Source organism: Pseudomonas fluorescens (genome assembly GCF_001307275.1).
Lineage (GTDB): Bacteria > Pseudomonadota > Gammaproteobacteria > Pseudomonadales > Pseudomonadaceae > Aquipseudomonas > Aquipseudomonas fluorescens_AA.
The window spans coordinates 6,991,058-7,013,836 of the sequence record NZ_CP012831.1; the positions used below are offsets into that span (position 1 = coordinate 6,991,058).

Sequence of the window (22,779 nt, forward strand, 5' to 3'; positions counted from 1 at the left end):
ACCGCTTCCAGAAAACAAACGTATTGATCAACCGTTGCGAGGCTCAGCGAACCGACCCGGATGCCACCGCGGTGCCGGTGAAAAAGTTCTCGGGTTTGCGCGGTATCACGCTGTAGGTTTCCCCGTTCAGACCCTGGACGACGCTGTAGGTCTTGGCCTGCAGGTTGTAGATCACCACAGGTTTGACCACCACCGCTGGGATGGCCGGCACCACGAATGGCAGTACCTGGGAGACACGCCAGAGTTTGCCCTCGGCGTCGTAGCCATCCACCAGCGAGATGGTCCAGCTGTCTTCGTCGATGAAGAATCGGCGCTTGGGCACGGCGTGGCGTTTGCCCGGCGCCACCGTGGCTTCCAGCTCCCAGACACGGTGCAGTTCCCAGCGCACCTTGTCCGCATTGAGGTGGTTGGCGGTAAAGGCATCGTCGCGTTTTTCGGCGTGGAACTTGTTGTTGTTATAAGGGATGTACAGTTCTTTCTTGCCCACCAGTTTCCAGTCGTAGCGATCCGGATGACCGATGAAGCCGTGCACCTCATCAAAATAGTTGGCGCCCGAAGCGACGAAGTCCGGGGTGTCATAACCCACGGTAGGCGCCCGTCGCACACGGCGTTGGCCGACCAGGTACTGCCAGGCCTCCCGCGGCTGCTGGGCGTTGATGCTGTCATGGGTCACCAGTGATTCCCCGGCCTTGAACGGCGGCTCGCTGGTCAGGAAACGCAGCAGCGCATACTGCCCGGACCATTTATCCGCAGCGCCGTCCTTGTAGTAGTACGGGTATTGCCAGTTTTCCACGCCACGACTGGCCAGCGTCCGAGTCCCATCAGCGTTGCCGATGACGTTGGCGTAGCCCATCTGTATGGATTCGGCTTCAACCCGCAGCAGAAAATTCCAGATGACCTCGTTGCCGTTTTTCGGGATCGGGAACGGGATACCGCCGTAACAGCCCTCTACCGACAAACCATTGCTGGTGGTCTTGCAGCCAGTAGCGTTGGCGAAGGTGTTTTGATAGACGCTGTCCGGCGCCGCAGCGCTGCGGTGAGTCGGGTAGACATCAAGGTGAAAGGTGTCCGGGAACTTGGCCAACAGGGCTTTGGTTCCTTCACTCAATTTGTCGGCGTACTGCGCAGCGTTCTTGGCAGTGATCTGCAACAGCGGTTTTTCGCCAGGGAACGGATCGGCAGGCACATCGCCGAACTTGGCCCCGGCGACATCCTTGGTCAGGCCGCCGGTCCAGGCCGGGATGGAGCCATCGGCGTTGCCGGCTTTTTCGGCCCCCATGGGCGTCAGCGTCGTCTTGAGCTTCGCCGCCTCATCGGGACTGACCGCCGCCAGCGCGGTACCGACAGACAGGGAGATCGACAGAGTGGACAGCAACAGCAGTTTAATTTTTATCATTATCAGGGCCCGCCTGTTCTTTGCTTAAAAGGTTCGCTGGATCGAAAACGCCACGAAATCCCGGTCTTTCATGTTTTGCTGGTAGGTGAAGGAATTGGCTGAGTTGATAACCGGCCCGGCCTCGCCAAAGAAGTTGGTGTAGCTCAGCGAGGCGTACCACTGCTTCTTGTAATCGGCCTTGAGACCCAGCGTCAGGTCGCCGCCATGTTCCGGTCCAAATGCCTGCGGCGTGACGGAAGAACGCCCGGACGGGTTATAGCCAAGGGTGATCGGCGCTTGGACATCGATGCCGGGAAAGACCTGGAAATATTGCGGCTCAAACGTGAAGCGCATGGCGAATGCATCGCGCGTGGTGTTGGGGTCCAACTGATCGGCATTTTTGGTGACGCTCAGCCGTCGGTTGAACGCCAGTTCACCCACCAAGGAAGCGCCGTCCCACAGAGCCGATCCTCCATAGACATTGATCATCGATACCTGGGCATGCCACGACCGACCGATGGGGTACGCGGGGTTGGAATCGTTGTCGGCATCCATGCCAGTGATGATGGTGCCGCCGACGCCTGCCAAGGGCGTATCGAGCCTGATGGAGGTCTCACCGGCGATATTGGCTTCGCCCACCAGCGTGCTGAAACTCGCGCCGAAGACCTTCACGTCCTCGGGATAGACATTGATAAACGAATCATCGGCCCCCGGCACCAGCGCGGCCGGACGGAAGTAAAACACCGGCGTCTTTTCGTGATATTTCGCGGCGTAGAGACCGAACTCCCAGTCATCCACAGCGAACTTCAACTGCGCGCCGAACTGCCCGGAATCCCTTGCATCCTTGTCCTTGCCATGGCGCAGTTCACCGGTTGGAAAGAACACCCGCTCCCCGCCTTCACCCACAAAGTCCGCGCCGCTGAAGTAGCTACCCGCGGCGGGCAAACGGGTCTTGTTCCATTCGAATTGGTAGTAGGCCCCAACGCTCACGGTGTCGTTCAGTTGCCAGTTGCCGGACACCTGCTTGGTGGGCATCAGGATTTCTTTGAACTGAGAACCGGGGACTGACTGAAGCTTCACCAGGTCCACGGTGGACTGGGCGTTGGCAATGCCGTTGGCGCCAAAGAACAAGCTTTCGCCGTAGATCTGCGTGAACTGCCCGAGCCGCCCGGACAACGAGGTTGTGCCGATCTCCGTCGAGCCGTAGACAAAGGCATCGAGGATTTCAGTGCGTTGACCGTGGATCCGACGAGTGTCGCTGGTGAACTCGTCGTGGTCGACACTCACCGAGTTGGCGGTGCCCGGCGAATCGTTGTCATTGTCCTGGCTGTAGACATTGTCGTACCAGGACGCTGCGCTGAGGCGCGCACCGACGTCTTTGTACTTGATGTCGAACTCGGAAAGAAGGTCCAGGCGATTGGAAATGAGCCCGCGGTCGAAATTTCGGTCGCCATCGTCCAGATTGGAATTGCTGTTGGAGGTCCCCGGGCCCACTGCCACTTTGTGATCGAGCTTGTTCACACGCCAGGCATTGCTGTACTTGATGGTGTTATCCCACGTCGCCGAAAGGTCGGGGTTGCCGGTATCGATCTGGAAGGCTTGCACCTGGGTTGAAAGGCTCAGCAGTACCGTTGCACTGACAGTGCAAGCAAGGCTGGAGACCGGCAACGGGCAGAACCGCTGGTTGGCTGTTTTCATGGAGATGTTCCTGTTTTTTGTTTTTGTAAAAGGTCATCCACTCGCAGCCTTGGCCGCGAATACCGCTGGCACTGCTTATGCGTAAAAATATCATTACTGCACTTAAATATATTTTGTGCACAAAAACTATCCCTGCGCAAATTCAAAGTCAAGGGGATAAATCAGCCTTTGCACTAAAGTCTGTTTTGCGCATAAAATCCGTTTGGTGCAAATTTCAGGACGGCTCCGACCATGATTCCCTCCCCCAGCATTCCGCTGATCGATGTCGCGTTGACGAAGATGAAAAAAGCGATCGTCTGTTGTGAGCTGGCTCCCGGCGAAAAACTCAAGGTCGCAGAGTTGTCCAAGACCTACGGCCTCAGCAGCTCGCCGATTCGTGAAGCCCTCAATCGATTGACCCAGGATGGCGTGGTCGAAGCCAGCGATAACAAGGGCTTCAGGGTTGCCCCCATTTCCGTCACTGATTTTCGCGACATCACACGCATGCGCTGCCTACTGGAGTGCGAGGCGTTGGCCGATGCCATTACGCATGGCGACGATGCCTGGGAAGCCGATGTGCTGGGGGCTTTTCACCGCCTGAATCTGGTCGAGAAAAAACTCGGAAGCGGTGTGCTGGTGCTCGATGATGAATGGTCGACCCGACACAAGGCCTTTCACTTCGCCCTGTTCGCGGCGTGCCCCTCGCCGTTGTTGTTGAAGATGATCGACTCGCTGTTTGATCGGGCCGAACGCTACCGGCGCTTTTCCGCCCAGCAGCGGGTCACCCAGCGGCACAAGGGCAACGAGCACCAGAAGTTGATGGACGCGGCCCTTGCTCGCGACACCGAGAAAGCCGTCACCTTGCTGCGCAATCACATCCAGGAAACCCTGGGCCGGATTGTCGAAGCCATAGAACGCCGACAAGCCACGCTTCAATAGACTTAATGACACATCACAAAAAACCCTTCGCCTGGCACTGTGTTCGTGGACCGTGCCAGGCGAAGAGCGTGTTGCCTTTCAGGCTTTAAGCCTGTGCGAACCTGATCGTCTTATCGCAGACGCCGCCTTGGGCCGGCGTGGGTTTCTGCGGCGGCTTGCACCACAGCGCAAGCTCCATGCCCTCGAGCAACTCCATCGCCCAGGCCACCGTCACCGCCCCGCCATATACGTAGTGATCGGGCCGCACGATCACCACATTGCACCCTCGCTGTTCCAGCCATTGCGCCAGCAGTCCATCGACTTCCTGGTACTCATCGGCAGCGCGGGCTCCTGATTGCTCAGGGTTGACCAACCGCACGACGTGGATAGGCAAGCCTTTAAGCGACTGGCTGCTGCGCAGGCATCTCAACAACGCAGTGGCATCGAAGCCGGGGGCAACGACCACACGAAACGCCTGGCCGGTAAACTCATCAAGCAAGGCCTGCTTGCCGACATGGTTGATCACCATTGGCTGGGGAAACAGCTCACCGGCCGGCGACACTTGCGCGATAAACCCCTGGGACAGACCGGGGATCAGCGATTGCCGGATGGTCCCGCCCGGGTTCTCCTTCATATGTTCGATCAGCCGTGTATCCCGGTTCGCGGCTCTCTCGCTGTCGCGCTCGCAGATCACACCGCCGAACTCCTTGGCCGCCAGGGTGGTCTGGCGCACATGAGGGATACGCTCGATCTGATAGGTCTCCAGGAAATCCGGAGCCGCCAGCCCTTCTTTCACCAGGGCGATTTTCCAGACCAGATTCAAGGCATCGCGAATCCCCTGGCACATGCCTTGCGCCAGGAATGGCGGCGTCATGTGGGCCGCGTCCCCGAGAAAGAACACCCGGTCGGCTTTCCACTGCTCCAGGATCAATGCATGGAATCGGTACGCCGAAGCCCGCCATAACTGATAGTCCTGCTCTGGCAACCAGCGGGCAATCAGCTTCTTGATCGTTTCAGGCTTTGAGATTTCCGAAGGCTGCTCGTCCGGATTGATCATGAACTCCCAGCGACGATGACGCCCGGGGCCGACGACAAAGGTGCACGGCCTGGCCAATTCGCAGAACTGAACGTTCGTCTTCGGCAGGTCCTCCCCCGCCCCTTCGTTGAGGATCACATCGACCACCAGCCACGGCTCGTCGAACGCCAGGTCGTCCATCTTCAACCCCAAGCGGGTGCGGATCGGGCTGGTGCCGCCATCGCAGGCCAGCACATGGGTCGCCGTGACCGTGCGTTCTGTTCCGTCCTTCGCCTGGATGCGCACATTAGCCTGGGACTCGACGGAGTCGACCGACAGCACCTCGGAGCCAAGCTCAACGGTTACCGATTTGAAACGGGCAATTTTGTCGCGAAGGGCGCGCTCCACCGGCGGCTGGGAAAACACATAATTTGGCGCCCAGCCCAGTGGAAACGGCGGTTTGGCAGCGTCAATGCGCTTGATCAATTGTGAACCGGTCGTGCGGTATTCCGAGGGGCGATAAGGCATGACATGTTCGGCAATATCGTCAGCCAGGCCGATATTGCCGAAGACGCGCATCACCTCATGGTCAAAGCCCATGGCCCGAGGGTTGGCGTAGACCGTTTCGCACTTGTCCACCACCAGGGCATTGAGCCCCCACAGACCGGCCAGATTGGCGCACAACGCGCCCACCGGTCCCATTCCAACAATGATGACATCGTAGTCCATCGTCTACTCCGCTTCTTGTAGTTATCGATTGCGCGTGTTGGTTGATGCCGATAGCGACGCCTGCTCGTCAACCAGGCATCGCCTTTATCGGACGGAACGATCAGGCAATCCGGACCCGCTGTTCTTCGATTTTCGCGCGGATGGAGTCCATCCATTGCGCCCGTGTCTGGAACCCTGGACGGCGTATGCACATCGCCTCGGTCTGGGCCAGAATGACCTCAGTCGGTAACTCGAGATCCAGCGGTTCCTTGCACGGCTGAGCGGTATAGAACGGTGTATCCACATACATCTCGACGGGGTTGCCTTCAGGGTCCTTGAAATAGATCGACCAGGCATTCCCGTGATCCACTTGGGCGATGCCCTCAATGCCGCTTTTTTTGGCGAATTGGTAGTAGGCCTTCAGGTCATCCAACGAATTGAGCAGGAACGACAGTTGATTGATCGGGTTGAATGGCAGATCAACAGGTTTGCCGTCAAAGAGCACGACCTGATGGTGCAGCTCCGGATTCTGCGTCATGAAAAACAGGCGATGCCCGGTCGAGGCCACGCCTTTGTCGCTGACGATGAAACCCAGGACGCGACAGTAAAAGTCGACCATCCGATCCAGGTCTGAACAGAACACGCCGGAATGGGTGAAATTGATAGTGGGTAACGCGGGCATGTGGAACCTCCAATTTTTATGATTGTGTAGAGGACAACGCTCAGGCTTCGTCAATGACGCCGTTCGATAGGGTCCCGATTTCAGTGATGACCACCTCGAACACATCACCGGGTTTCAAGAAAATCGGCGGTTTGCGCTTGAAGCCGATCCCGCTCGGCGTGCCGGTTGCCAGAATGTCGCCCGGGTTCCATGGCAGCGCCTTGGACACGTAGGAGATCAAATGTGGAATGTCGAAAGCCAGCTCCGAGAGGCTGCCTTCCTGCAGTTGCTCACCGTTAAGAATGCCCCGTACCACCAGCGTACGGTAATCGGAAATTTCCGACGCTGGAATGATCCAAGGGCCCAGTGCGCCAGTTTTTCTGAACGTCTTGCCCATGCCGTACTGGTGCGTATGGAACTGCCAATCCCGCACGCTAGCATCGTTGAAACAGGTGTAGCCCGCCACATGGTCCATGGCATCGGCCGGATCGATGTGCGCGCCACCTTTCCCAATGACGACGGCCAGTTCAGCTTCGAAGTCGAACTGCTCCGAGACTTTTGGCCTGACCAGTGGTTCGCCGTGGGGCAGTAGCGTTTCGGCAAATCGCTGGAATATCACCGGAAACTCCCCGACCTTCCGGCCGGCCTCTTCAGCGTGAGCCACATAGTTGATGCCCACACAGATAACCTTGCCGGGATTCGGTATGACGGCCTCCAGTTGAATGCTGGAAAACGAATAATCGGCCTGGGCGGTCTCGACGATCTTGCGTGCCTCCTGTACCAGCAGTCGATTGGCCAGAAAGGTGGCGAGGTCCGGAACCTGCGCAAAACGACGGGTCAGCTCGACCACCCCATCACCTGACACGACGCCAAAATGGGCCCTCCCTTCTTTGCGGTACGAAATCAGCTTCATGTTCTTCTCCTGTTTTTTGTGCATAAAAACTAATTTCTTGCACCATACATCATTAAATGCATAATGCAAAAGATCGCGAAAAAAAATAATGAGCCCCATGAGGCTCCTGGTTCTGGAGGCAAGCATGTCGCTGGTGATGGTGCGTAAGATCAAACTGGACATCGAAGAAATATTCCACGAGGGAGGCCCCCGCACATCAACGCCGTTACGCATTGCGGTCGCCACTGCGGTGGTCACCAATCCCTACGCCGGCAGGTATGAAGAAGACCTGCTGCCATTCATGCAGGAGCTCAGGGGTTTAGGCGCACAACTGTCGGAGCAATTGATCCAGGCACTGGGCGGCGCCGCGCAAGTGCAGGCTTATGGCAAGGGCGCGATTGTCGGTGAAGACGGCGAGCTGGAACACGGAGCGGTCTGGCACGAAGCCGGTGGCTGGGCCATGCGTGAGGCACTGGGCAACCCCAAGGCCATCGTTCCAGCAGGCAAGACTATCGGTGGTCCTGGTTGCCGGGTGATGATTCCGCTGGGGCATATCCAGGCAGCTTATGTCCGCAGTCATTTTGGTGTGGCGGAAATGACGGTATGGGACGGCCCCCGCCGCGGGGAAATCGCTTTCGGCCTGGCCATGGCTACCGGCGGCAGGATCCATTCGCGACTGGGCGGCCTGGCGGTCGCCGACGTGAGAGGTGAAGACGGCTTACGTTGACGCCAAGGTTTTGAAGTGTCGCTCCACGATTACGCACTACGACAAAAATAATATGAGTATCGGAGAACATCATGACTGCAAAAACGATGCGCGCCGCACGCCTGTATGAAGGCGGTAAACCCATGGTCATCGAGCAGTTGCCCGTACCGGGCATTCGTCCAACTGAAGTGCTCGTCAAGATCAAGGCATGCGGGATCGTCCCCAACCTCCACAACATCCTGACAAACTGGGTCAAGTGGTTCCCGCAAAATCCCCTGCCGAAACTGCCGGCGACTTTTGGCCTCGACCCCACAGGGATCATCGAGGCCGTAGGCGAACAGGTCTACGACTTCAAGGTCGGAGACCGGGTCTACGTCAATCCGGGCCGCCACTGTGGTTCGTGTCGAGCTTGTCGTGCGGGCAATACCATCGCCTGCACGGCCTACACCTTCAATGGCTATTTCGGCTTCACGCCAAAAAGCCCGCGCATGTTCGAAGACTATCCCTACGGTGGTCTTTGCGAGTACATCCCTGCGCCGCAATACAGCCTGGTGAAACTGCCCGATAACCTCAGCTTCGAGACTGCCGCGCGACTGGGCTACCTGGGTACCGCCTACAAGGCGATGCTCAAGGCCAATGTCGGGCCTGGCACCGTCCTGCTGATCAACGGCATCAGTGGCACACTCGGCCTGGGCGCTGTCGCACTGGCCCTGGCGATGGGCGTTCGCAAGATCCTCGGCACAGCTCGCAACGCGGAGCTCTTCCAACGCGTGAAAGACCTCGCCGCGCCAGGCCGGATTGAGATCCATACCCTGGGCACGCTGCCAACCAATGAGTGGGTCAATGAAGTGACACACGGTGAAGGTGTCGATGTGGTGATCGATGCCCTGGGCCCAGGCGCCCCTCACGAGACCCTGACCCAAGCCCTCAAATCCATTCACCGCGGCGGTCATCTGGTCAATATCGGTGCTATCGCAGGTGAGGTCCCCATCGATCTGCACTGGATCATGGACAACGACATCCAGATCAGCGGCTCGGCCTGGTTCACCACAGGTCAAGGACAAGCCATGGCGGACATGGTGGAGTCTGGAACGCTGGATCTTTCATTCTTCGAAAACACGGCCTTCAGCCTGGAAAAGGTGAACGACGCGATTACCGGTATCGAAAATCGCCAGGGTGGCTTCAGCAACTACGTGATCTGTCCCTGACATTCACGAAACCCGTTCAACACAACGGCGGGCACCCTGATGCCCGCCCACCGAACCCAGGGAATGCCATGAAAATTCGAAGAGTCGTCACCGGCCTGGATGCCACAGGCCAATCCGTATTCATCAGCGATGATTCGGCCCCGCGGTCTTGTGCCTTTGAGTCCATTCCCGGCCATGCCATGGCGCACCTGTGGTCCACCGGTTCAACGGCCGGCGCGCAGCAGGACCCCACCCTGGGGCACCCTTCCCTGGTGCCTGGGCCAGGCGAAACCAGTCTGGCAATCTATGATTTTCCGCCGGACACCGTGATGCAGAACCCGACGGATGTCGGACAGATGATCGAGGAATTGGGCGGCGCCCTGCCCGGCTTGTTCGAATGCTTCGAACCGGACCATCCGGGCATGCACACGACGCCGACCATCGACTACGGCATCCTGCTCCAGGGCGAACTCTGGCTGGAGCTGGACAATGGCGAACAAAAACTGATCCGGCCCGGCGAGGTTGTCATCCAGCGTGGAACCCGGCATGCCTGGCGTAACAAGAGCGATCAAATCGCCCGCGCGCTGTTCGTGATGATCGGCACGAAGCGTGACTAGTCGACACACTCTCTCCCACCGAACCTTAGGTGCTCAACATGACCCTGCAGCACATTGCAGTGATTGGCGCCGGCACAATGGGCAGTGGAATCGCCCAAACCTGTGCGGCAGCCGGCCATACATTATTGCTCATCGATATCCATGAACAGGCGCTCGGCCGGGGCCTGCAAATCGTGCAAAAAAACCTGGACCGGCAAGTTGAAAAAGGGACACTCCTCCCTGCGCAAGCCATTGAGACCCTGCAACGCATCCATACCTCGACCCATTACACCGACTTGGATCAAATGGACGTAGTGATCGAAGCGGCCACGGAGGACTTGTTACTCAAGCGCAAGATCTTGCAGCAGGTTGACACCCATGCTCGCCTGGATTGCCTGATCGCCAGCAACACTTCATCGCTATCGATTACGCAATTGGCGGCGAGCATCAAACACCCGGAACGCTTCATGGGGATTCACTTCTTCAACCCTGTGCCGATCATGGGCCTGGTGGAGCTGATCCGTGGCTTACAAACCAGCGACGCAACCTGTTCCACCGCCGGGGCACTGATCGAACAGTTGGGCAAGACCGCGATCCACACACAGAATCGCCCGGGCTTCATGGTCAACCGAATCCTCATTCCGATGATCAATGAAGCGATTTTCGTCCTTCAGGAAAACGGCGATGCCCAAGCAATCGACGCGAGCATGCGCCTGGGCTGCAACCAACCGATCGGGCCGCTCGCATTGGCTGACCTCATTGGCCTGGATACCGTGCTGGGAATTCTGGACAACCTGCAAACAGGTTTTGGCGATCCGAAATACCGACCTGCCCCGCTGCTCAAAGAGATGGTCGCAGCAGGATTGCTAGGCAAAAAATCCGGACGTGGCTTTCATGTCTACAACTGAAACTTGCGGCGGGTATGACACGATCCGAGAACGGGCCCTGGAGCTTTTCGTCAGCAAGGGATTCGGACAGGTCAGCATGCGCGAACTGGCTCGCCACGTGGGCATCGCCCCTGGCTCGCTGTACAACCATTTCCCCAGCAAACAAGCCCTGTTGTTCGACCTGATCGAAGAGTTCTACGAAGAACTCCACCTGTTGGTCCAGCAACCTGTGCGGCAACGCACCGCTGGACCTCGACCACTGTCGAACCTGATTGCCGCCCACCTGCGCCTGCACCGTGAGCGGCCCCTGCATTTTCGGCTGGCGTTACAGGGTTTCGCCTATCTTGATACCGCCCAGAAGCAACACATCATCCTCAAACGCGGCAGATATGAGCATGCGTTTCTGCGCGCGGTGTTCAGCGATACGTTCAGCGCGCACGAAACAGTTACGGCAGCCGGGCCCATCATCACGCGACTTCTCAACTGCCTGCCGGATTGGCTTGAGGAACGCTCGTTGACTGATGAGGCTTATACCCACCTGGTCGAGCGGCTGATAAGGGGGGCTGTGCAGGAGTGTTCCGCACCTTAGTCTGTACATGTCGACTTGCACGAGGTCGACATTCCACTGGCAGTGCAGCATTTGGCTCGAGCAGGACTGGAAACACCTGATCGGCCAGAAGTTGACATCGCTTGCCGGATCACGAAACTTTCAATATTACATGGCATCCGACTGATCAGGCACTGGCCGCTGTTATTGCGCGGAGGTCGGTCTGGCCCGTGGCGCCTATCAGGTAGAGTTCGACCGCATGCCGGCCTCCTCCGGTGGCCAGGCCCTGCGGGAAATGGTCCCGGTGGTGCGCGCCCTGTGGCAAGGCGACTGCGCCCATGACGGTGAGATCTGGAAGTTCCCCACGTCCCCCAGCGTGCCCAAGCCGATCAGCAAACCTCACCCGCCGATGTGGATCGCCGCCCGCGACCCGGACTCGCACAACTTCGCCGTCGCCAATGGCTGCAACGTGATGGTCACGCCGGGTGCGATTCCCGGCGTTATTCCCTCGCGCAATGGTGTATTCAGCGTCCTCGCCGATCCATGCTGCGCTCGAAAATCGCCCCCTCGATACCCAGCACTTCGCGGGTATCGGCATAGATCCCGACGCCCTTTTCCCAGACATGCTTGATCGATTGATCAGCGCAGCGAATCCGGTAATTGAGTTCGAACGGCTCCTGCCGTGACAAGGCATATTGCACCTCGCGCCAGACGTAATCGGCATCCTGGGCCAGAATCAGGCTGTTGTAGGTGAATTCATGGTTGTCCAACAGCCGCTCCGGTGGATATCCGGTCAGTTGCAGGCAACCGGCACTGACGAATTCCATGGTCCAGTCGCGGTTGTTGCGGCCGCGATAGATCAGCCCCGGCATGCTGTCGAGCAAGCTCATGCTGCTACGCTGGCTGGCCTGCAAGGCAATCTCGCGCCGCTTGTGCGCAGTGATGTCGCCGGCCACCAGATAAAAACCCTGAGACCCGCGCTTCAGGCTGATGTCGAACCAGCGCAGTTCCCCGGAAGGGTGAACAAACCGCAACCGCTGGTTGAACGAGGTTTCAGGACGCCGACGCAATTCATGCAGCGCCTGGCGCCACAACGAACGGTCTTCGTGATGCACATAGTCGATGAGGTTGCGTTCCGTACCCGGCAGATCCATCAGCTCGACCCAGGCCAGATTGAAATGGACGATCTGTCCGTTATCGCTCAACTGGAGCAACGCCGCCGGAAAGCGATCCATCAGGTGCAAGGGCAGTGTCTGCCCAAATGCCTCGGCCTGTTCCATCATCTAATGACGCTCCTCGTGTCTCATCGATGTGCCGTTGTGCACCCACGCCGCCAGCTCCAGGCGCGAGTGCAGGTTGAGCTTCTGCAACAGATTTCTCACATAGATTTTGACCGTGCCATCGCTGATCCCCAGTTCCCGGCCGATCTGTTTATTGCTCATGCCAGCGGCGATCAGGGCCAGGGTCTGCCCCTCGCGCTCGGTCAGGTTGCCGGTGTCGAGCGGGGCCGAATCGTACGCAGGCCGGGGCATCGACTCGCCCTGATCGGCCAGCAGCGCAATCAGGGTTGAATCCAGAACGATCGCACCCTTGTGGCAATTGCGCATGTAGTCCAACAACGCATCAGGCTCGGTTTCCTTGAGCACATAACCACTGGCCCCCAGGCGCAGGGCGGTCAACAGTTCGGCGCGATCCATCGATGCGGTGAGCACCACCACCTGGCAATCGAGGCGCAACTGACGCAGTTCGTCGAGCACCTGCAAACCGCTCAAACCGGGCATGTGCAGATCAAGCAAAACCTGCTGTGGCGCCAGGCTCACGGCCAGGTTGATGCCTTCGCGGCCACTGGCGGCCTGCCCCACCACTTCGAAGTCGTCACTGGCACCGAACAGCTGTGCCAGTCCCTTGCGGAACAACGGGTGATCATCGATCAGTAATAAGGTCGTGCAGTCCATCGAAACTCCCCTGTGGCAGGTCTTGGTGACGGCGAAGTCCAAGGTGTACGCGGACCCCGTGCGGGCGGATCGCCTCAATGGTCAGTCGGGCGCCGATGCTCGCGGCGCGCTCGCGGATAATCGCCAGGCCGAAATGATTTTCCTCCCCTGAGGCCGGGCTCAGTCCGATGCCGTCATCCTCCACCGAAACAGAAGCATCACCGTCTTGGTTCTGCCGCAACTCGATGCGCACATGCCGCGCATGGGAATGGCGTACCGCATTGGCCAGCGCCTCGCGAATGATCTGCAGAATCTGTAATTCGGTTTCCGGGCTCAAAGCGTCATCAGCCAGGCGATTGTCCAGTTCAAAAACGATGATGCAGCGTCGCGAGAACTCGGCGATAGAATCGGCAAGCGCCTGGCGCAGCGAACGCCCGTCCATGGTCAGACGAGCGCTGGTGATCAGCTCGCGCACCTGACGCTGCAGCTGACTCAAGCCGCCGCACAGTTCCTGCAATACGGCGCTGGCCTGCGCGGGCTCGCCCAACTGCGACTGCAGCGAACGCGCCTGGAACGATAGGTAGCCCAACTGCTGAGCCACCGAATCATGCAGCTCGCGGGCCAGGGCGCCGTGCCGGGATGTAGCCTGTTTGCGCTGTTGTTCACGGGTGTAGCCGCGCAAGCGCACCGTGACGCAGACCGCCTGCGCCGCCTCCTCCACCAACTGGCGCCAGCTCGCGTGGACCGGATGTGGGGTATCGAGCAACAACACCCCTTTGCTCGAATCGTCGCTATGCGGCAAGGCACACAGCAGTCGATGCACGCCCCGTTGCCGGCAAGGCCCACAGGCCTGAGCCGCATCCGGCAGTGTCGAGTCACGCCAGGGGCAACGCGCAACGTCCTGACAGCCCTCGAGCAATCCGCGCCGTGCCGGCCCCAGGTCTTCGCCGTCGAGGATCAGATTCAGTCTGCAGGTTGGCAGCAGCGCTTCGAAACGATCCAGAAAACCCGACAAGGCACCGTCAGCGTGCACCTGACACAAGGGCAACCCGGCCAGCAGTTTGCGCACGCTGCGCGCCTGCTCGGGGCGGATACGCCCCAACCAGAGCGGCCACCACTGCGGTCGTGTTCGCACTCTCGATAACTCCCCGTCCGGTTGCTCAGCCATGAGTAAAGACCAGCAACTTCCATGCCCCGAACAAGCGTTGCGCAGGGCTTATCTCCAAAGACATAGCCCTTTTTCCGGATTGAGAAGATTTTCCCCATAGGAAAGTATCTTCCCCAACAGGAAACAAACGCCCAATCCAACGCCACCTTTCTCGCGCTTCGACAGACGCGGATCAGCCAGGAAAATCCTCATGACGGATAGACACAGCGCCGCCCCGGACCGACTTCACAGCCTCCCGCGCTATCGCCAGCCGCTGCCTCGTGAAAGCGCCACCCGGCACATCGTGGTCATGCAATCGGCGGCCGCCTGCTCGCCCTTTGCCGGGGAACTGGAACAACCCTTGGTGCTGGATGGCGAGAGCGCCGACTTTTCCCGGCGCCTGCATCAGGTGCTGGTTGGCGCGACCGTCGGCAGCCATCTCTACATCATGGGCGACGAGGCCTTTATCTGGCGCATCCACGGCGAGGCCCGCAGCGCCGGAATGGAAGATGACGAGATCGACATCACCCGCACGATTGCCGGTGCGCGCCGGGTGTATTGCGTGCACTGCGGCCTGACGCAGGTCGCCGGGCCAGAGGCGCTGCTGACTTGCCTCGGTTGCGACGTAGGGCTGGAAGTCCGCGAACATTTCTCCCGCCGCCTCGGGGCGTACCTCGGCGTCTGCACCAACCCCGACCAGCCTTATGGCGGAGTCCGGTCATGAGCGCCGCCATCGAAGTGCGGGTCAGCGCAGCGAGAATGCTTACCCCAGTGGTGCGCGAATTCACCCTGCAGGCGTGCGCCGGGCCGCTGCCGGCTTTCTCTCCCGGCAGTCATGTGCAGGTCCACCTGCCACTGGCCGAAGGCAAGCTGCGCAATGCCTATTCACTCACCAGCGAACCGGCGGACAGCCAGCATTACCGCATCGCTGTACGCCTGCAGGAGGCCTCCCGCGGCGGCTCGCACTACCTGCATCGGCAGGTCCAGGTCGGGGACAGGCTGCAGATTTCGCCGCCGGCCAATCTGTTCGCCCTGCACTCGACCGCCAGCCTGCACATCCTGATCGCCGGAGGCATCGGCATCACGCCGTTCATGACCTACATCGCGGCCCTTGAACAACGCCAGGCTCACTTTGAATTGCACTACCTCTGTCGTCCTGGCCTGAGCGATGCCTATGTCGAGGCGTTGCAACAACGGCTGGGATCACGTCTGCACACCTACGCCAGCCGCCCGGACCTGAGCCGGATCCTGCGCGATCGACCACTGGGCAGCCACGTTTACACCTGTGGTCCGCAACCGTTGCTCGATGCGGTTCGGCAACAGGCCAGGGCCCTTGGCTGGCCGCCGGGCCGGGTGCATTGGGAAGCCTTCAATGCCGCACAACCGGGCCAACCCTTCGACCTGGAACTGCTGCGCAGCGGCCAGCGCTTACGCGTCGGCGCCGAACAAAGCCTGCTCGAAGCCCTGGAGTCCGCCGGACTGCAGATCCCCAATCTGTGCCGTGGCGGCGTCTGTGGCCAATGCATCACCCGCCATGTGGCCGGCGACATCGAACACCGCGACAGTTTCCTGAGCCCCGCCGAGCAGGCTGACTTTCTCATGCCTTGTGTCTCCCGCGGCTGCGGCCCTTGCGTTTCGCTGGATCTTTAGGAGTCGACCATGACCATTCAATCAAGCCCCCTGCAGAGTTACCGAGACGACTTCAGTTTTCGCAACAGCCCCACGGCCATCCGCCGTTTTCCCTTCCCCTTCACCGAGGACAGCTACCTGTACTCGGTGAACATCGAGCCGGCGATTTCGCGGGACCCAGGCTCGGTTTACCAACACGGGTTCGACATCGACGAACACTACCGTTCGGAAATGGCTGAACGCGCCCTGGTACTGGACAAGGATCCGCGCCGTTACCTGGTGATGCCGCACATGCAAGTGGCAGCCTGGGATGCGTTGCAGATGCTCATGGAACATCTCGCCGCGGATTATCCGCAGTGGTTCTCGCTGGTGCGTGACGGTGATCGCTGGCATTGGCGCAACACGCTGCTGAACATCGATCAGCACTTTGTGTTCGGGGATGCCACCAGCCTGCCCTGCGAACCGTTGGAGTTCATTGGCCGACAGGTACAGGGGGACTTCGCCCTCCTCGATCAACGCGACGGCGATCTGTACATGGACGCCGGCCTGGTCACCAGCCCGGCCGACTGGTCCCTGGCCTTCGACGCCGGCATGAGTTTCAAGCAATGGCATTCACCGGTGCCCATGGCCCACCAGATGGGCATCTTCGACCGCGCGCTGAAGTACCTGCTCAACCTGCAAACGGGGCAGCCGGTGCGGCGCCTGAACTGGACACTGACGATCAATCCGCGCCTGGACTCCTCCCCCGAGACTTTCCATGAATGGGGCGCCGACCGCGGCCGCATCAGCGCCGAAAACGTCGGGCAACAGGTTCACCTGCGGGTCGAGTTGCAAGTGATGGCCCGTCTGCCGCGCAGCAACGCGGTGATGTTCAGCATCCGCACCTACCTGATCAGCATGCAGGAACTGGTCACCCAGCCCGGCTGGGGCTGCCGCCTGCACCGTGTGCTGCGCGACCTGCCCGAGCCGATCGCCGACTACAAGGGCATGAGTCGTTATCGACAGACCCTGGTGGAGTGGCTGAGCCGCTTCGACCCGCAAGCCTGACCCCTCACCTACTTTTCCCGACAAGGATCTTCACATGACGCATTCATGGCGTATTTCCGCGCTGGCCGAACGGCACCGCGCACTCGGCTCGAACCTGGAAGACTGGAACGGCATGGGCACTGCCTGGACCTACGACAGCGATCTGGCCGATCACCATCAGGCAATCCGCACCCGGGCCGGGCTGATGGACGTGTCCGGGCTGAAAAAAGTCCACTACGTCGGCCCCCACGCCGAGAGCCTGCTGCAGTGGGCCACCACCCGCGACATCGCCAAGCTCTACCCCGGCAAGTCGGTGTATGCCTCGATGCTCGACGAGGACGGAAAATTCGTCGATGACTGCATCGTCTATCGCACCGGCCCCAACGCTTTCATGGTGGTCCACGGTGCCGGCAGTGGCCACGAAATGCTGGTGCGTTCATCTCAGGGTCGCCAGGTGGCGGTGCTGTTCGATGACGACTTGCACGATCTGTCACTGCAAGGGCCGCTGGCGGTGGATTTTCTCGCCGAGCACGTCCCCGGAATCCGTCAGCTGCCCTATTTCCATCACCTGCAAACCCGCCTGTTCGATCGCCCGGTGATGATTTCTCGCACCGGTTACACCGGCGAGCGCGGCTACGAGATCTTCTGCAAGGCCGCCGATGCCCCGGCGCTGTGGGACACGATCCTCGAACAAGGCGCCGGCCTGGGCATCATCCCTTGCGCCTTTACCGCCCTGGACTGGTTGCGGGTGGAAAGCTCGCTGATGTTTTTCCCCTACGACAACTCGCAGATGTACCCCTTCGCCGATCAGAAGGCTGGCGACACCCTGTGGGAAATGGGCCTGGATTTCACCGTGTCCCCGGACAAGCGCGAATTCCGTGGCGCCGAAGAGCACTTCCGGTTGCGCGGCCAGGAGCGCTTCAAGATCACCGGCGTGTTGCTCGAAGGCGTCCGCGCTGCGGAGGCCGGGGACACCTTGTGGCAAGGCAACCAGCAAGTCGGGGTGATCACCTGCGGCATGTATTCGCGCCTGAGCAAGCGCTCCATGGCCATCGCCCGGATGAGCGTCGCCTGCTCGAGTCCAGGCGTTGCCCTGCAGGTGCGCGGCAGCCAGGAAAGCGCCGCCGTGACCCACGCCCTGCCCTTCGACGACCCGGAAAAAACCAAGCGCACGGCCAAGGGCTGAGCCTCCAACACTTTATCCAAGGGACCTTCGATGGACACTTCCAGCGAACATTACATTCTCAAGATCAACTGCCCGGCAGCGTCCGGCATCGTTGCCGCGATCACCACCTGCCTGGCCGGACAGCAATGCTACATCAGCGAGCTGGCGCAATTCGACGACGAGTTCACCGGGCAGTTTTTCATGCGCGCGGTGTTTCGTTTCAACACCGGCGTAACCGGCGATGTCGACGCTCTACGCAAAGGTCTGGGCAACCTGGCCGGCGGCTTCGACATGCAGTGGCAGCTGTTCTGCAGCAGTCAACCGACCCGGGTGCTGCTGATGGTCAGCAAGTTCGACCACTGCCTGACTGACCTGCTGTACCGCCACCGCAAAGGCGAGATGGACATGCACATCACCGCAGTGGTCTCCAACCACCTGGACCTGCGAGCCATGGCCGAACGCGAAGGCATTCGCTTCATCTACCTGCCGATCACCAAGGACAGCAAGGCCAGCCAGGAAGCCGAGTTGATGCGCATCGTCGAGGACACTCAGACCGATCTGGTGGTGCTCGCCCGCTACATGCAGATTCTGTCCGACGGCCTGTGTCAGCAGCTGTCCGGCCGGGCCATCAACATCCATCACTCGTTCCTGCCCGGTTTCAAGGGCGCCAAGCCCTATCACCAGGCCTACGACCGTGGCGTGAAGTTGATCGGCGCCACCGCCCACTACGTCACCAGCGACCTCGACGAGGGCCCCATCATCGAGCAGGAAATCCAGCGCGTCGACCACACCCACCTGCCTGATTCGCTGGTTGCCATCGGCCGCGACACCGAAACCGTCGCCCTTTCCAAAGCCCTGAAATACCACCTGGAACACCGGGTATTCATCAACCAGGACAAGACGGTGATTTTTCGCTGAGCGAGCCTTTTTTCCGAATCACAGCCACGAGAAACGACCATGACCACACGTGTAGCAATCATCGGCGCCGGCCCTTGCGGCATGGCTCAACTGCGGGCATTTCAATCGGCCAGGGACCAGGGAACGCCCATCCCGGAACTGGTCTGCTATGAAAAACAGCAAGACTGGGGCGGCATGTGGAATTACACCTGGCGCACCGGTCTGGATGAAAACGGCGAACCGGTGCACGGCAGCATGTACCGCTATCTGTGGTCGAACGGCCCGAAGGAATGCCTGGAGTTCGCCGACTACACCTTCGAAGAACATTTTGGCCGTCCCATCGGCTCCTACCCGCCTCGGGAGGTGCTCTGGGACTACATCAAGGGCCGCGTAGAAAAAGCCGGGGTTCGCGACTACATCCGTTTTAACAACGTGGTGCGCCAGGTCACCTTTGACGAAGAGACTCGCCGCTTCACGGTGGTCGCCCACGACCACGGCAGCGATACCCAGACCTCGGAAGAGTTCGACTATGTGATCAACGCCTGCGGACACTTTTCGACGCCGATGATGCCGTACTTCCCCGGATTCGAGCAGTTCGGCGGGCGCATCCTGCACGCCCACGATTTCCGCGATGCGCTGGAGTTCAAGGGCAAGGATCTGCTGATCGTCGGCAGCAGCTATTCTGCCGAAGACATCGGCTCCCAGTGCTACAAATATGGCGCCCGCAGCATCACCAGTTGCTACCGCACCGCCCCCATGGGCTATGACTGGCCGGCCAACTGGGAAGAAAAACCGCTGTTACAGCGCCTGGAAAAAAACCGCGCGTACTTTATCGACGGCACCCACAAGCACATCGATGCGGTGATCCTGTGCACCGGCTACAAACATCACTTCCCCTTCCTGCCGGACGAACTGCGCCTCAAGACCGACAACCGGCTATGGCCGATGAACCTGTACAAGGGCATTTTCTGGGAGCCCAACCCGCAGCTGATCTACCTCGGCATGCAGGACCAGTGGTACTCGTTCAACATGTTCGACGCCCAGGCCTGGTACGCCCGCGACGTGATCCTGCAACGCATCGCCCTACCCGACCAGGCACAAAGGGCCGCCGATAGTCAGCAATGGCATGCCCGTGAACAGCAGCTTGAAACCAACCAGCAGATGTTCGAATACCAGGGCGCCTATATCCAGCAACTGGTGGACGCCACCGATTACCCGAACTTCGATATCGCCGCGGTCAACGACACCTTCCTGCACTGGAAGCACGACAAGGCCCACGACATCATGGGTTACCGCGACAAGTCCTACCGATCGCTGATGACTGGCACCCAGTCGCCCCCCCATCACACGCCTTGGCTGCATGCCCTTGACGACTCCATGGCGGCGTACCTCGCGGAACCGCCGATGTCCGTCAAGTCGATCGGTTGACCCGGGAGCCTCACCATGAACGCACCTCGTGTTTCCAGCCCGCGGGAGCCCGGACTCTTTGCCCGGGCCCCGGCCCTGGAGCGCTATCGGGTGGCCGCTGGCGGCCTGACCCTTGTTGCGCTACAGCCCGGCGACAGCCTGCAAGTGATCGATCTCGAAGGCCGGCAACCTTGCGAATTGCTGGCCGTGGACAGGCTCGGTCGCAGCGCCTTGGCAGCCTGGGCACTGAGCGGCTCGACGGCCTGCAGATTTATCGGCGCACGGCTCAACGAACCGACCTTGCAGGCTCGGCGCATCTGCCAGGCGTTGAGCCAACGCGGGATTGACCCGCAACATCTGCCCAGCGCCGCGTCACTCTGGGACGAGGACAGCCCCGCCGACTTCAGCCGCCACTTCGTCGCCAGCGATGAGCTACTGGTGATCATCGCGGCGCCCGCCGGCCCGACCGCCGTTGACCGGCAATACCGGCCTAGCGAACTCAGGTCATGGGTGACACGGGCCAATCCCTCGCCCCTGCTACTCCCTGCGTTGCCAGAACCGTTGGGCGAATTAATTGACGAGTTCACCATTGGCGCCGGCACCGCCCACAGTTACACCGTCGGCAAAGGGCAGTACGTGCAGGTGCTGGACGTCGCCGGCCGCCAGTGCTCGGACTTCGTCGCTCTGGACCGGAGGGCACTGGATCGCGGCCAGGAACTGGACCTGGACCAGACCGTGACCCGCACCCTGAACGGCAGCGCCTACCCGGCACCGGGGCTGTTCTCGAAGTTTTTCGACCGGCAGATGCAACCGATGCTGGAGGTGGTGCGTGACACCGTTGGCCGCCACGATTCCTTCGCCCTGGCCTGCGCCGCGCGCTATTACGAGAGCCATGGCTACTTCGGGCACGACAACTGCAGCGACAACCTCAACCGAGTGCTCGCGCCCCATGGGATCAAGGCCCGCAATGGCTGGCCGGCGATCAATTTCTTCTTCAATACCGGGATCGACGCCCACCAGCAGATGACGTTGGACGAGCCCTGGTCGCGTCCCGGCGATTACGTACTGCTGCGGGCCATGACCGATCTGCTGTGTGGCAGCACCTCGTGCCCGGATGACATCGACCCGGCCAACGGCTGGAACCCGACCGATATCCATGTCCGCATCTACAGCGAAAAGGAGCGTTTTTCCATCGCCATGAGCACTCGAACCACGGCCGATGCCGACCCGATCCTTACCCGTGAGTCAGCGTTCCACTCACGTACCAGCGCCTTGACCGGCAGCTTCATCGACTACCGCAATTGGTGGCTGCCGCTGCGCTACGACGGCTATGGCGCCATCGAGGAATACCTCGGTTGCCGCGAACGTGTCGCGGTGATGGACCTGACCGCCCTGCGTAAATTCGAAATCATCGGCCCCGACGCCGAAGCCCTGCTGCAGTACTGCCTGACCCGGGATGTGCGGCGCCTGGCGGTCGGTCAAGTGGTGTACTCGGCGATGTGCCACGAACACGGCGGCATGCTCGACGACGGCACCCTGCTGCGCCTGGGCCCGGACAATTTCCGCTGGATCTGCGGCGAGGATTACGCCGGGGTCTGGCTACGCGAGCAGGCGCAAAAGCTCGGCATGAAGGTCTGGGTCAAATCCGCCAGCGAGCAGATTCACAACCTGGCCGTCCAGGGCCCGATGAGTCGTGAGCTGCTCAAACAGATGGTCTGGACCCCACCGACCCAACCGAGCCTGGAGACCCTGGGCTGGTTCCGTTTCCTGGTGGGCCGCCTGGACGGTTACGACGGCTGCCCGCTGATGATCTCGCGCACCGGCTACACCGGCGAGTTGGGCTACGAAGTCTGGTGCCAGCCCGAGGATGCCGAGCAGGTCTGGGACCGGATCTGGCAACTGGGCCAACCCTTGGGCCTGGTGCCGCTGGGCCTGGAAGCGTTGGACATGCTGCGCATCGAAGCCGGGCTGATTTTCGCCGGCTACGAGTTCAACGACCAGACCGATCCGTTCGAGGCCGGTATCGGCTTTTCCGTGCCGCTGAAAAGCAAAACCGACGATTTCATCGGCCGGGATGCGCTGTTGCGGCGCAGCGCCCATCCCGCTCACAAACTGGTGGGCCTGCAACTGAGCGGCAATGAAGGCGCCCACCACGGCGACCCGGTGTACCGCGGCCGAGCCCAGGTCGGGGTCATCACCAGTGCCTGCCGCTCGCCGCTGCTGGCCAGCAATATCGCGCTGTGCCGGGTCGACGTGGCCTGCGCCGACGTCGGCACGACGCTTGAGATCGGCAAAGTCGATGGCCTTCAGAAGCGCATCAGCGCCACGGTCACCGCAGCGATTTTCTACGACCCGGACAAGAGCCGGGTACGCAGTTGATCGATCACACGAGCCTGTGCGTCACC

General features: G+C 60.4%; 21 protein-coding genes and 1 pseudogene. 14 read left to right on the forward strand and 8 right to left on the reverse strand.

Annotated elements, in window-relative coordinates; translation table 11 throughout:
- Positions 1-43: 43 nt before the first annotated feature.
- Together AO356_RS29975 and AO356_RS29980 are read right to left on the reverse strand one after the other, a co-directional pair.
- Positions 44-1,396 carry a DUF1329 domain-containing protein gene (locus tag AO356_RS29975; RefSeq protein ID WP_060742949.1) on the reverse strand — a complete coding sequence of 451 codons (1,353 nt, stop codon included), beginning with the start codon at positions 1,394-1,396 and terminating at the stop codon, positions 44-46.
- A 24-nt stretch (positions 1,397-1,420) separates the two neighbouring features.
- Complete coding sequence (locus tag AO356_RS29980; RefSeq protein ID WP_060742950.1) at positions 1,421-3,073, reverse strand: DUF1302 domain-containing protein; 1,653 nt, start codon at positions 3,071-3,073, stop codon at positions 1,421-1,423.
- A 231-nt stretch (positions 3,074-3,304) separates the two neighbouring features.
- On the opposite strand from AO356_RS29980, the gene AO356_RS29985 reads away from it, so the two are divergent.
- Positions 3,305-3,991 carry a GntR family transcriptional regulator gene (locus tag AO356_RS29985; protein ID WP_060742951.1) on the forward strand — a complete coding sequence of 229 codons (687 nt, stop codon included), beginning with the start codon at positions 3,305-3,307 and terminating at the stop codon, positions 3,989-3,991.
- Positions 3,992-4,076: 85 nt separating this feature from the next.
- Here the strand turns inward: AO356_RS29985 and AO356_RS29990 are convergent, their stop codons facing one another.
- The 3 genes from AO356_RS29990 to AO356_RS30000 form a co-directional block, all read right to left on the reverse strand.
- The gene (locus tag AO356_RS29990) at positions 4,077-5,714 is read right to left on the reverse strand and encodes a bifunctional 3-(3-hydroxy-phenyl)propionate/3-hydroxycinnamic acid hydroxylase (protein ID WP_060742952.1); all 1,638 of its coding nucleotides are present in this window, start codon (positions 5,712-5,714) and stop codon (positions 4,077-4,079) included.
- Positions 5,715-5,814: 100 nt separating this feature from the next.
- Positions 5,815-6,375 (reverse strand): VOC family protein, encoded by a 561-nt coding sequence (locus AO356_RS29995; RefSeq protein ID WP_060742953.1) that lies wholly within the window; start codon positions 6,373-6,375, stop codon positions 5,815-5,817.
- Positions 6,376-6,415: 40 nt separating this feature from the next.
- Entirely contained in the window at positions 6,416-7,366 is a 951-nt protein-coding gene (locus AO356_RS30000) for a fumarylacetoacetate hydrolase family protein (RefSeq protein ID WP_237140785.1), read from the reverse strand.
- Between the two features lie 25 nt (positions 7,367-7,391).
- Between AO356_RS30000 and AO356_RS30005 the strand changes: the two genes are divergently transcribed.
- The 6 genes and pseudogenes from AO356_RS30005 to AO356_RS31275 form a co-directional block, all read left to right on the forward strand.
- Positions 7,392-7,973, forward strand: a complete 582-nt coding sequence (locus AO356_RS30005) for an amino acid synthesis family protein (RefSeq protein ID WP_060742955.1) — start codon at positions 7,392-7,394, stop codon at positions 7,971-7,973.
- Positions 7,974-8,044: 71 nt separating this feature from the next.
- On the forward strand, positions 8,045-9,160 hold the full coding sequence (locus AO356_RS30010; RefSeq protein WP_060742956.1) for an alcohol dehydrogenase catalytic domain-containing protein: 1,116 nt from the start codon (positions 8,045-8,047) through the stop codon (positions 9,158-9,160).
- 68 nt (positions 9,161-9,228) lie between these two features.
- On the forward strand, positions 9,229-9,756 hold the full coding sequence (locus tag AO356_RS30015; protein ID WP_060742957.1) for a cupin domain-containing protein: 528 nt from the start codon (positions 9,229-9,231) through the stop codon (positions 9,754-9,756).
- 38 nt (positions 9,757-9,794) lie between these two features.
- Positions 9,795-10,643 carry a 3-hydroxyacyl-CoA dehydrogenase NAD-binding domain-containing protein gene (locus AO356_RS30020; RefSeq protein ID WP_060742958.1) on the forward strand — a complete coding sequence of 283 codons (849 nt, stop codon included), beginning with the start codon at positions 9,795-9,797 and terminating at the stop codon, positions 10,641-10,643.
- On the forward strand, positions 10,630-11,211 hold the full coding sequence (locus AO356_RS30025; RefSeq protein ID WP_060742959.1) for a TetR/AcrR family transcriptional regulator: 582 nt from the start codon (positions 10,630-10,632) through the stop codon (positions 11,209-11,211). Before AO356_RS30020 ends, AO356_RS30025 begins: the two co-directional genes overlap by 14 nt.
- A 172-nt stretch (positions 11,212-11,383) precedes the next feature.
- Positions 11,384-11,653 (forward strand): annotated as a pseudogene (locus AO356_RS31275) (LLM class flavin-dependent oxidoreductase); the annotation flags it as partial.
- A gap of 40 nt (positions 11,654-11,693) precedes the next feature.
- Here the strand turns inward: AO356_RS31275 and AO356_RS30030 are convergent.
- From AO356_RS30030 to AO356_RS30040, 3 genes are read right to left on the reverse strand one after another with little or no spacing between them, the layout of a single operon-like run.
- Positions 11,694-12,452, reverse strand: a complete 759-nt coding sequence (locus tag AO356_RS30030; RefSeq protein WP_060742960.1) for a PAS domain-containing protein — start codon at positions 12,450-12,452, stop codon at positions 11,694-11,696.
- Positions 12,453-13,124, reverse strand: coding sequence for a response regulator (locus tag AO356_RS30035; protein WP_060742961.1), 672 nt, complete (start codon positions 13,122-13,124; stop codon positions 12,453-12,455).
- Entirely contained in the window at positions 13,093-14,238 is a 1,146-nt protein-coding gene (locus tag AO356_RS30040) for an ATP-binding protein (RefSeq protein WP_404942913.1), read from the reverse strand. The genes AO356_RS30035 and AO356_RS30040 overlap by 32 nt, the downstream gene beginning before the upstream one ends.
- A 223-nt stretch (positions 14,239-14,461) precedes the next feature.
- Here AO356_RS30040 and AO356_RS30045 point away from each other — a divergent pair, with 223 nt between their 5' ends.
- Genes AO356_RS30045 through AO356_RS30075 form a run of 7 tightly spaced genes read left to right on the forward strand, consistent with a single transcriptional unit; the run spans position 14,462 to position 22,753 of the window.
- Positions 14,462-14,974: a dimethylamine monooxygenase subunit DmmA family protein gene (locus tag AO356_RS30045; protein ID WP_060742963.1), complete on the forward strand. Its 513-nt coding sequence runs from the start codon at positions 14,462-14,464 to the stop codon at positions 14,972-14,974.
- The gene (locus AO356_RS30050) at positions 14,971-15,900 is read left to right on the forward strand and encodes a PDR/VanB family oxidoreductase (RefSeq protein ID WP_060742964.1); all 930 of its coding nucleotides are present in this window, start codon (positions 14,971-14,973) and stop codon (positions 15,898-15,900) included. Before AO356_RS30045 ends, AO356_RS30050 begins: the two co-directional genes overlap by 4 nt.
- A 9-nt stretch (positions 15,901-15,909) precedes the next feature.
- Positions 15,910-16,926 carry a heme-dependent oxidative N-demethylase family protein gene (locus tag AO356_RS30055; RefSeq protein ID WP_060742965.1) on the forward strand — a complete coding sequence of 339 codons (1,017 nt, stop codon included), beginning with the start codon at positions 15,910-15,912 and terminating at the stop codon, positions 16,924-16,926.
- 34 nt (positions 16,927-16,960) lie between these two features.
- Positions 16,961-18,091: an aminomethyltransferase family protein gene (locus tag AO356_RS30060; protein WP_060742966.1), complete on the forward strand. Its 1,131-nt coding sequence runs from the start codon at positions 16,961-16,963 to the stop codon at positions 18,089-18,091.
- A 30-nt stretch (positions 18,092-18,121) separates the two neighbouring features.
- Positions 18,122-18,988: a formyltetrahydrofolate deformylase gene (gene purU / locus AO356_RS30065; protein WP_060742967.1), complete on the forward strand. Its 867-nt coding sequence runs from the start codon at positions 18,122-18,124 to the stop codon at positions 18,986-18,988.
- 39 nt (positions 18,989-19,027) lie between these two features.
- A complete protein-coding gene (locus tag AO356_RS30070) occupies positions 19,028-20,395 on the forward strand; it encodes an NAD(P)-binding domain-containing protein (RefSeq protein WP_060742968.1) in 1,368 nt (455 codons plus the stop codon).
- 15 nt (positions 20,396-20,410) lie between these two features.
- Positions 20,411-22,753 carry a DUF1989 domain-containing protein gene (locus AO356_RS30075; protein WP_060742969.1) on the forward strand — a complete coding sequence of 781 codons (2,343 nt, stop codon included), beginning with the start codon at positions 20,411-20,413 and terminating at the stop codon, positions 22,751-22,753.
- The last annotated feature ends 26 nt before the right edge of the window (positions 22,754-22,779 follow it).

Coding starts and splice junctions, on each gene's coding strand:
- AO356_RS30010 (WP_060742956.1), top strand. CDS start 8,045: ATGACTGCAAAAACGATGCGCGCCGCACGCCTGTATGAAGGCGGTAAA.
- AO356_RS30075 (WP_060742969.1), top strand. CDS start 20,411: ATGAACGCACCTCGTGTTTCCAGCCCGCGGGAGCCCGGACTCTTTGCC.
- AO356_RS30030 (WP_060742960.1), bottom strand. CDS start 12,452: ATGATGGAACAGGCCGAGGCATTTGGGCAGACACTGCCCTTGCACCTG.
- AO356_RS30035 (WP_060742961.1), bottom strand. CDS start 13,124: ATGGACTGCACGACCTTATTACTGATCGATGATCACCCGTTGTTCCGC.
- AO356_RS30050 (WP_060742964.1), top strand. CDS start 14,971: ATGAGCGCCGCCATCGAAGTGCGGGTCAGCGCAGCGAGAATGCTTACC.
- AO356_RS29980 (WP_060742950.1), bottom strand. CDS start 3,073: ATGAAAACAGCCAACCAGCGGTTCTGCCCGTTGCCGGTCTCCAGCCTT.
- AO356_RS30005 (WP_060742955.1), top strand. CDS start 7,392: ATGTCGCTGGTGATGGTGCGTAAGATCAAACTGGACATCGAAGAAATA.
- AO356_RS29985 (WP_060742951.1), top strand. CDS start 3,305: ATGATTCCCTCCCCCAGCATTCCGCTGATCGATGTCGCGTTGACGAAG.
- AO356_RS30055 (WP_060742965.1), top strand. CDS start 15,910: ATGACCATTCAATCAAGCCCCCTGCAGAGTTACCGAGACGACTTCAGT.
- AO356_RS30015 (WP_060742957.1), top strand. CDS start 9,229: ATGAAAATTCGAAGAGTCGTCACCGGCCTGGATGCCACAGGCCAATCC.
- AO356_RS30000 (WP_237140785.1), bottom strand. CDS start 7,366: ATGGGGCTCATTATTTTTTTTCGCGATCTTTTGCATTATGCATTTAAT.
- AO356_RS30045 (WP_060742963.1), top strand. CDS start 14,462: ATGACGGATAGACACAGCGCCGCCCCGGACCGACTTCACAGCCTCCCG.
- purU (WP_060742967.1), top strand. CDS start 18,122: ATGGACACTTCCAGCGAACATTACATTCTCAAGATCAACTGCCCGGCA.
- AO356_RS30070 (WP_060742968.1), top strand. CDS start 19,028: ATGACCACACGTGTAGCAATCATCGGCGCCGGCCCTTGCGGCATGGCT.
- AO356_RS30020 (WP_060742958.1), top strand. CDS start 9,795: ATGACCCTGCAGCACATTGCAGTGATTGGCGCCGGCACAATGGGCAGT.
- AO356_RS30060 (WP_060742966.1), top strand. CDS start 16,961: ATGACGCATTCATGGCGTATTTCCGCGCTGGCCGAACGGCACCGCGCA.
- AO356_RS30025 (WP_060742959.1), top strand. CDS start 10,630: ATGTCTACAACTGAAACTTGCGGCGGGTATGACACGATCCGAGAACGG.
- AO356_RS29995 (WP_060742953.1), bottom strand. CDS start 6,375: ATGCCCGCGTTACCCACTATCAATTTCACCCATTCCGGCGTGTTCTGT.
- AO356_RS29990 (WP_060742952.1), bottom strand. CDS start 5,714: ATGGACTACGATGTCATCATTGTTGGAATGGGACCGGTGGGCGCGTTG.
- AO356_RS29975 (WP_060742949.1), bottom strand. CDS start 1,396: ATGATAAAAATTAAACTGCTGTTGCTGTCCACTCTGTCGATCTCCCTG.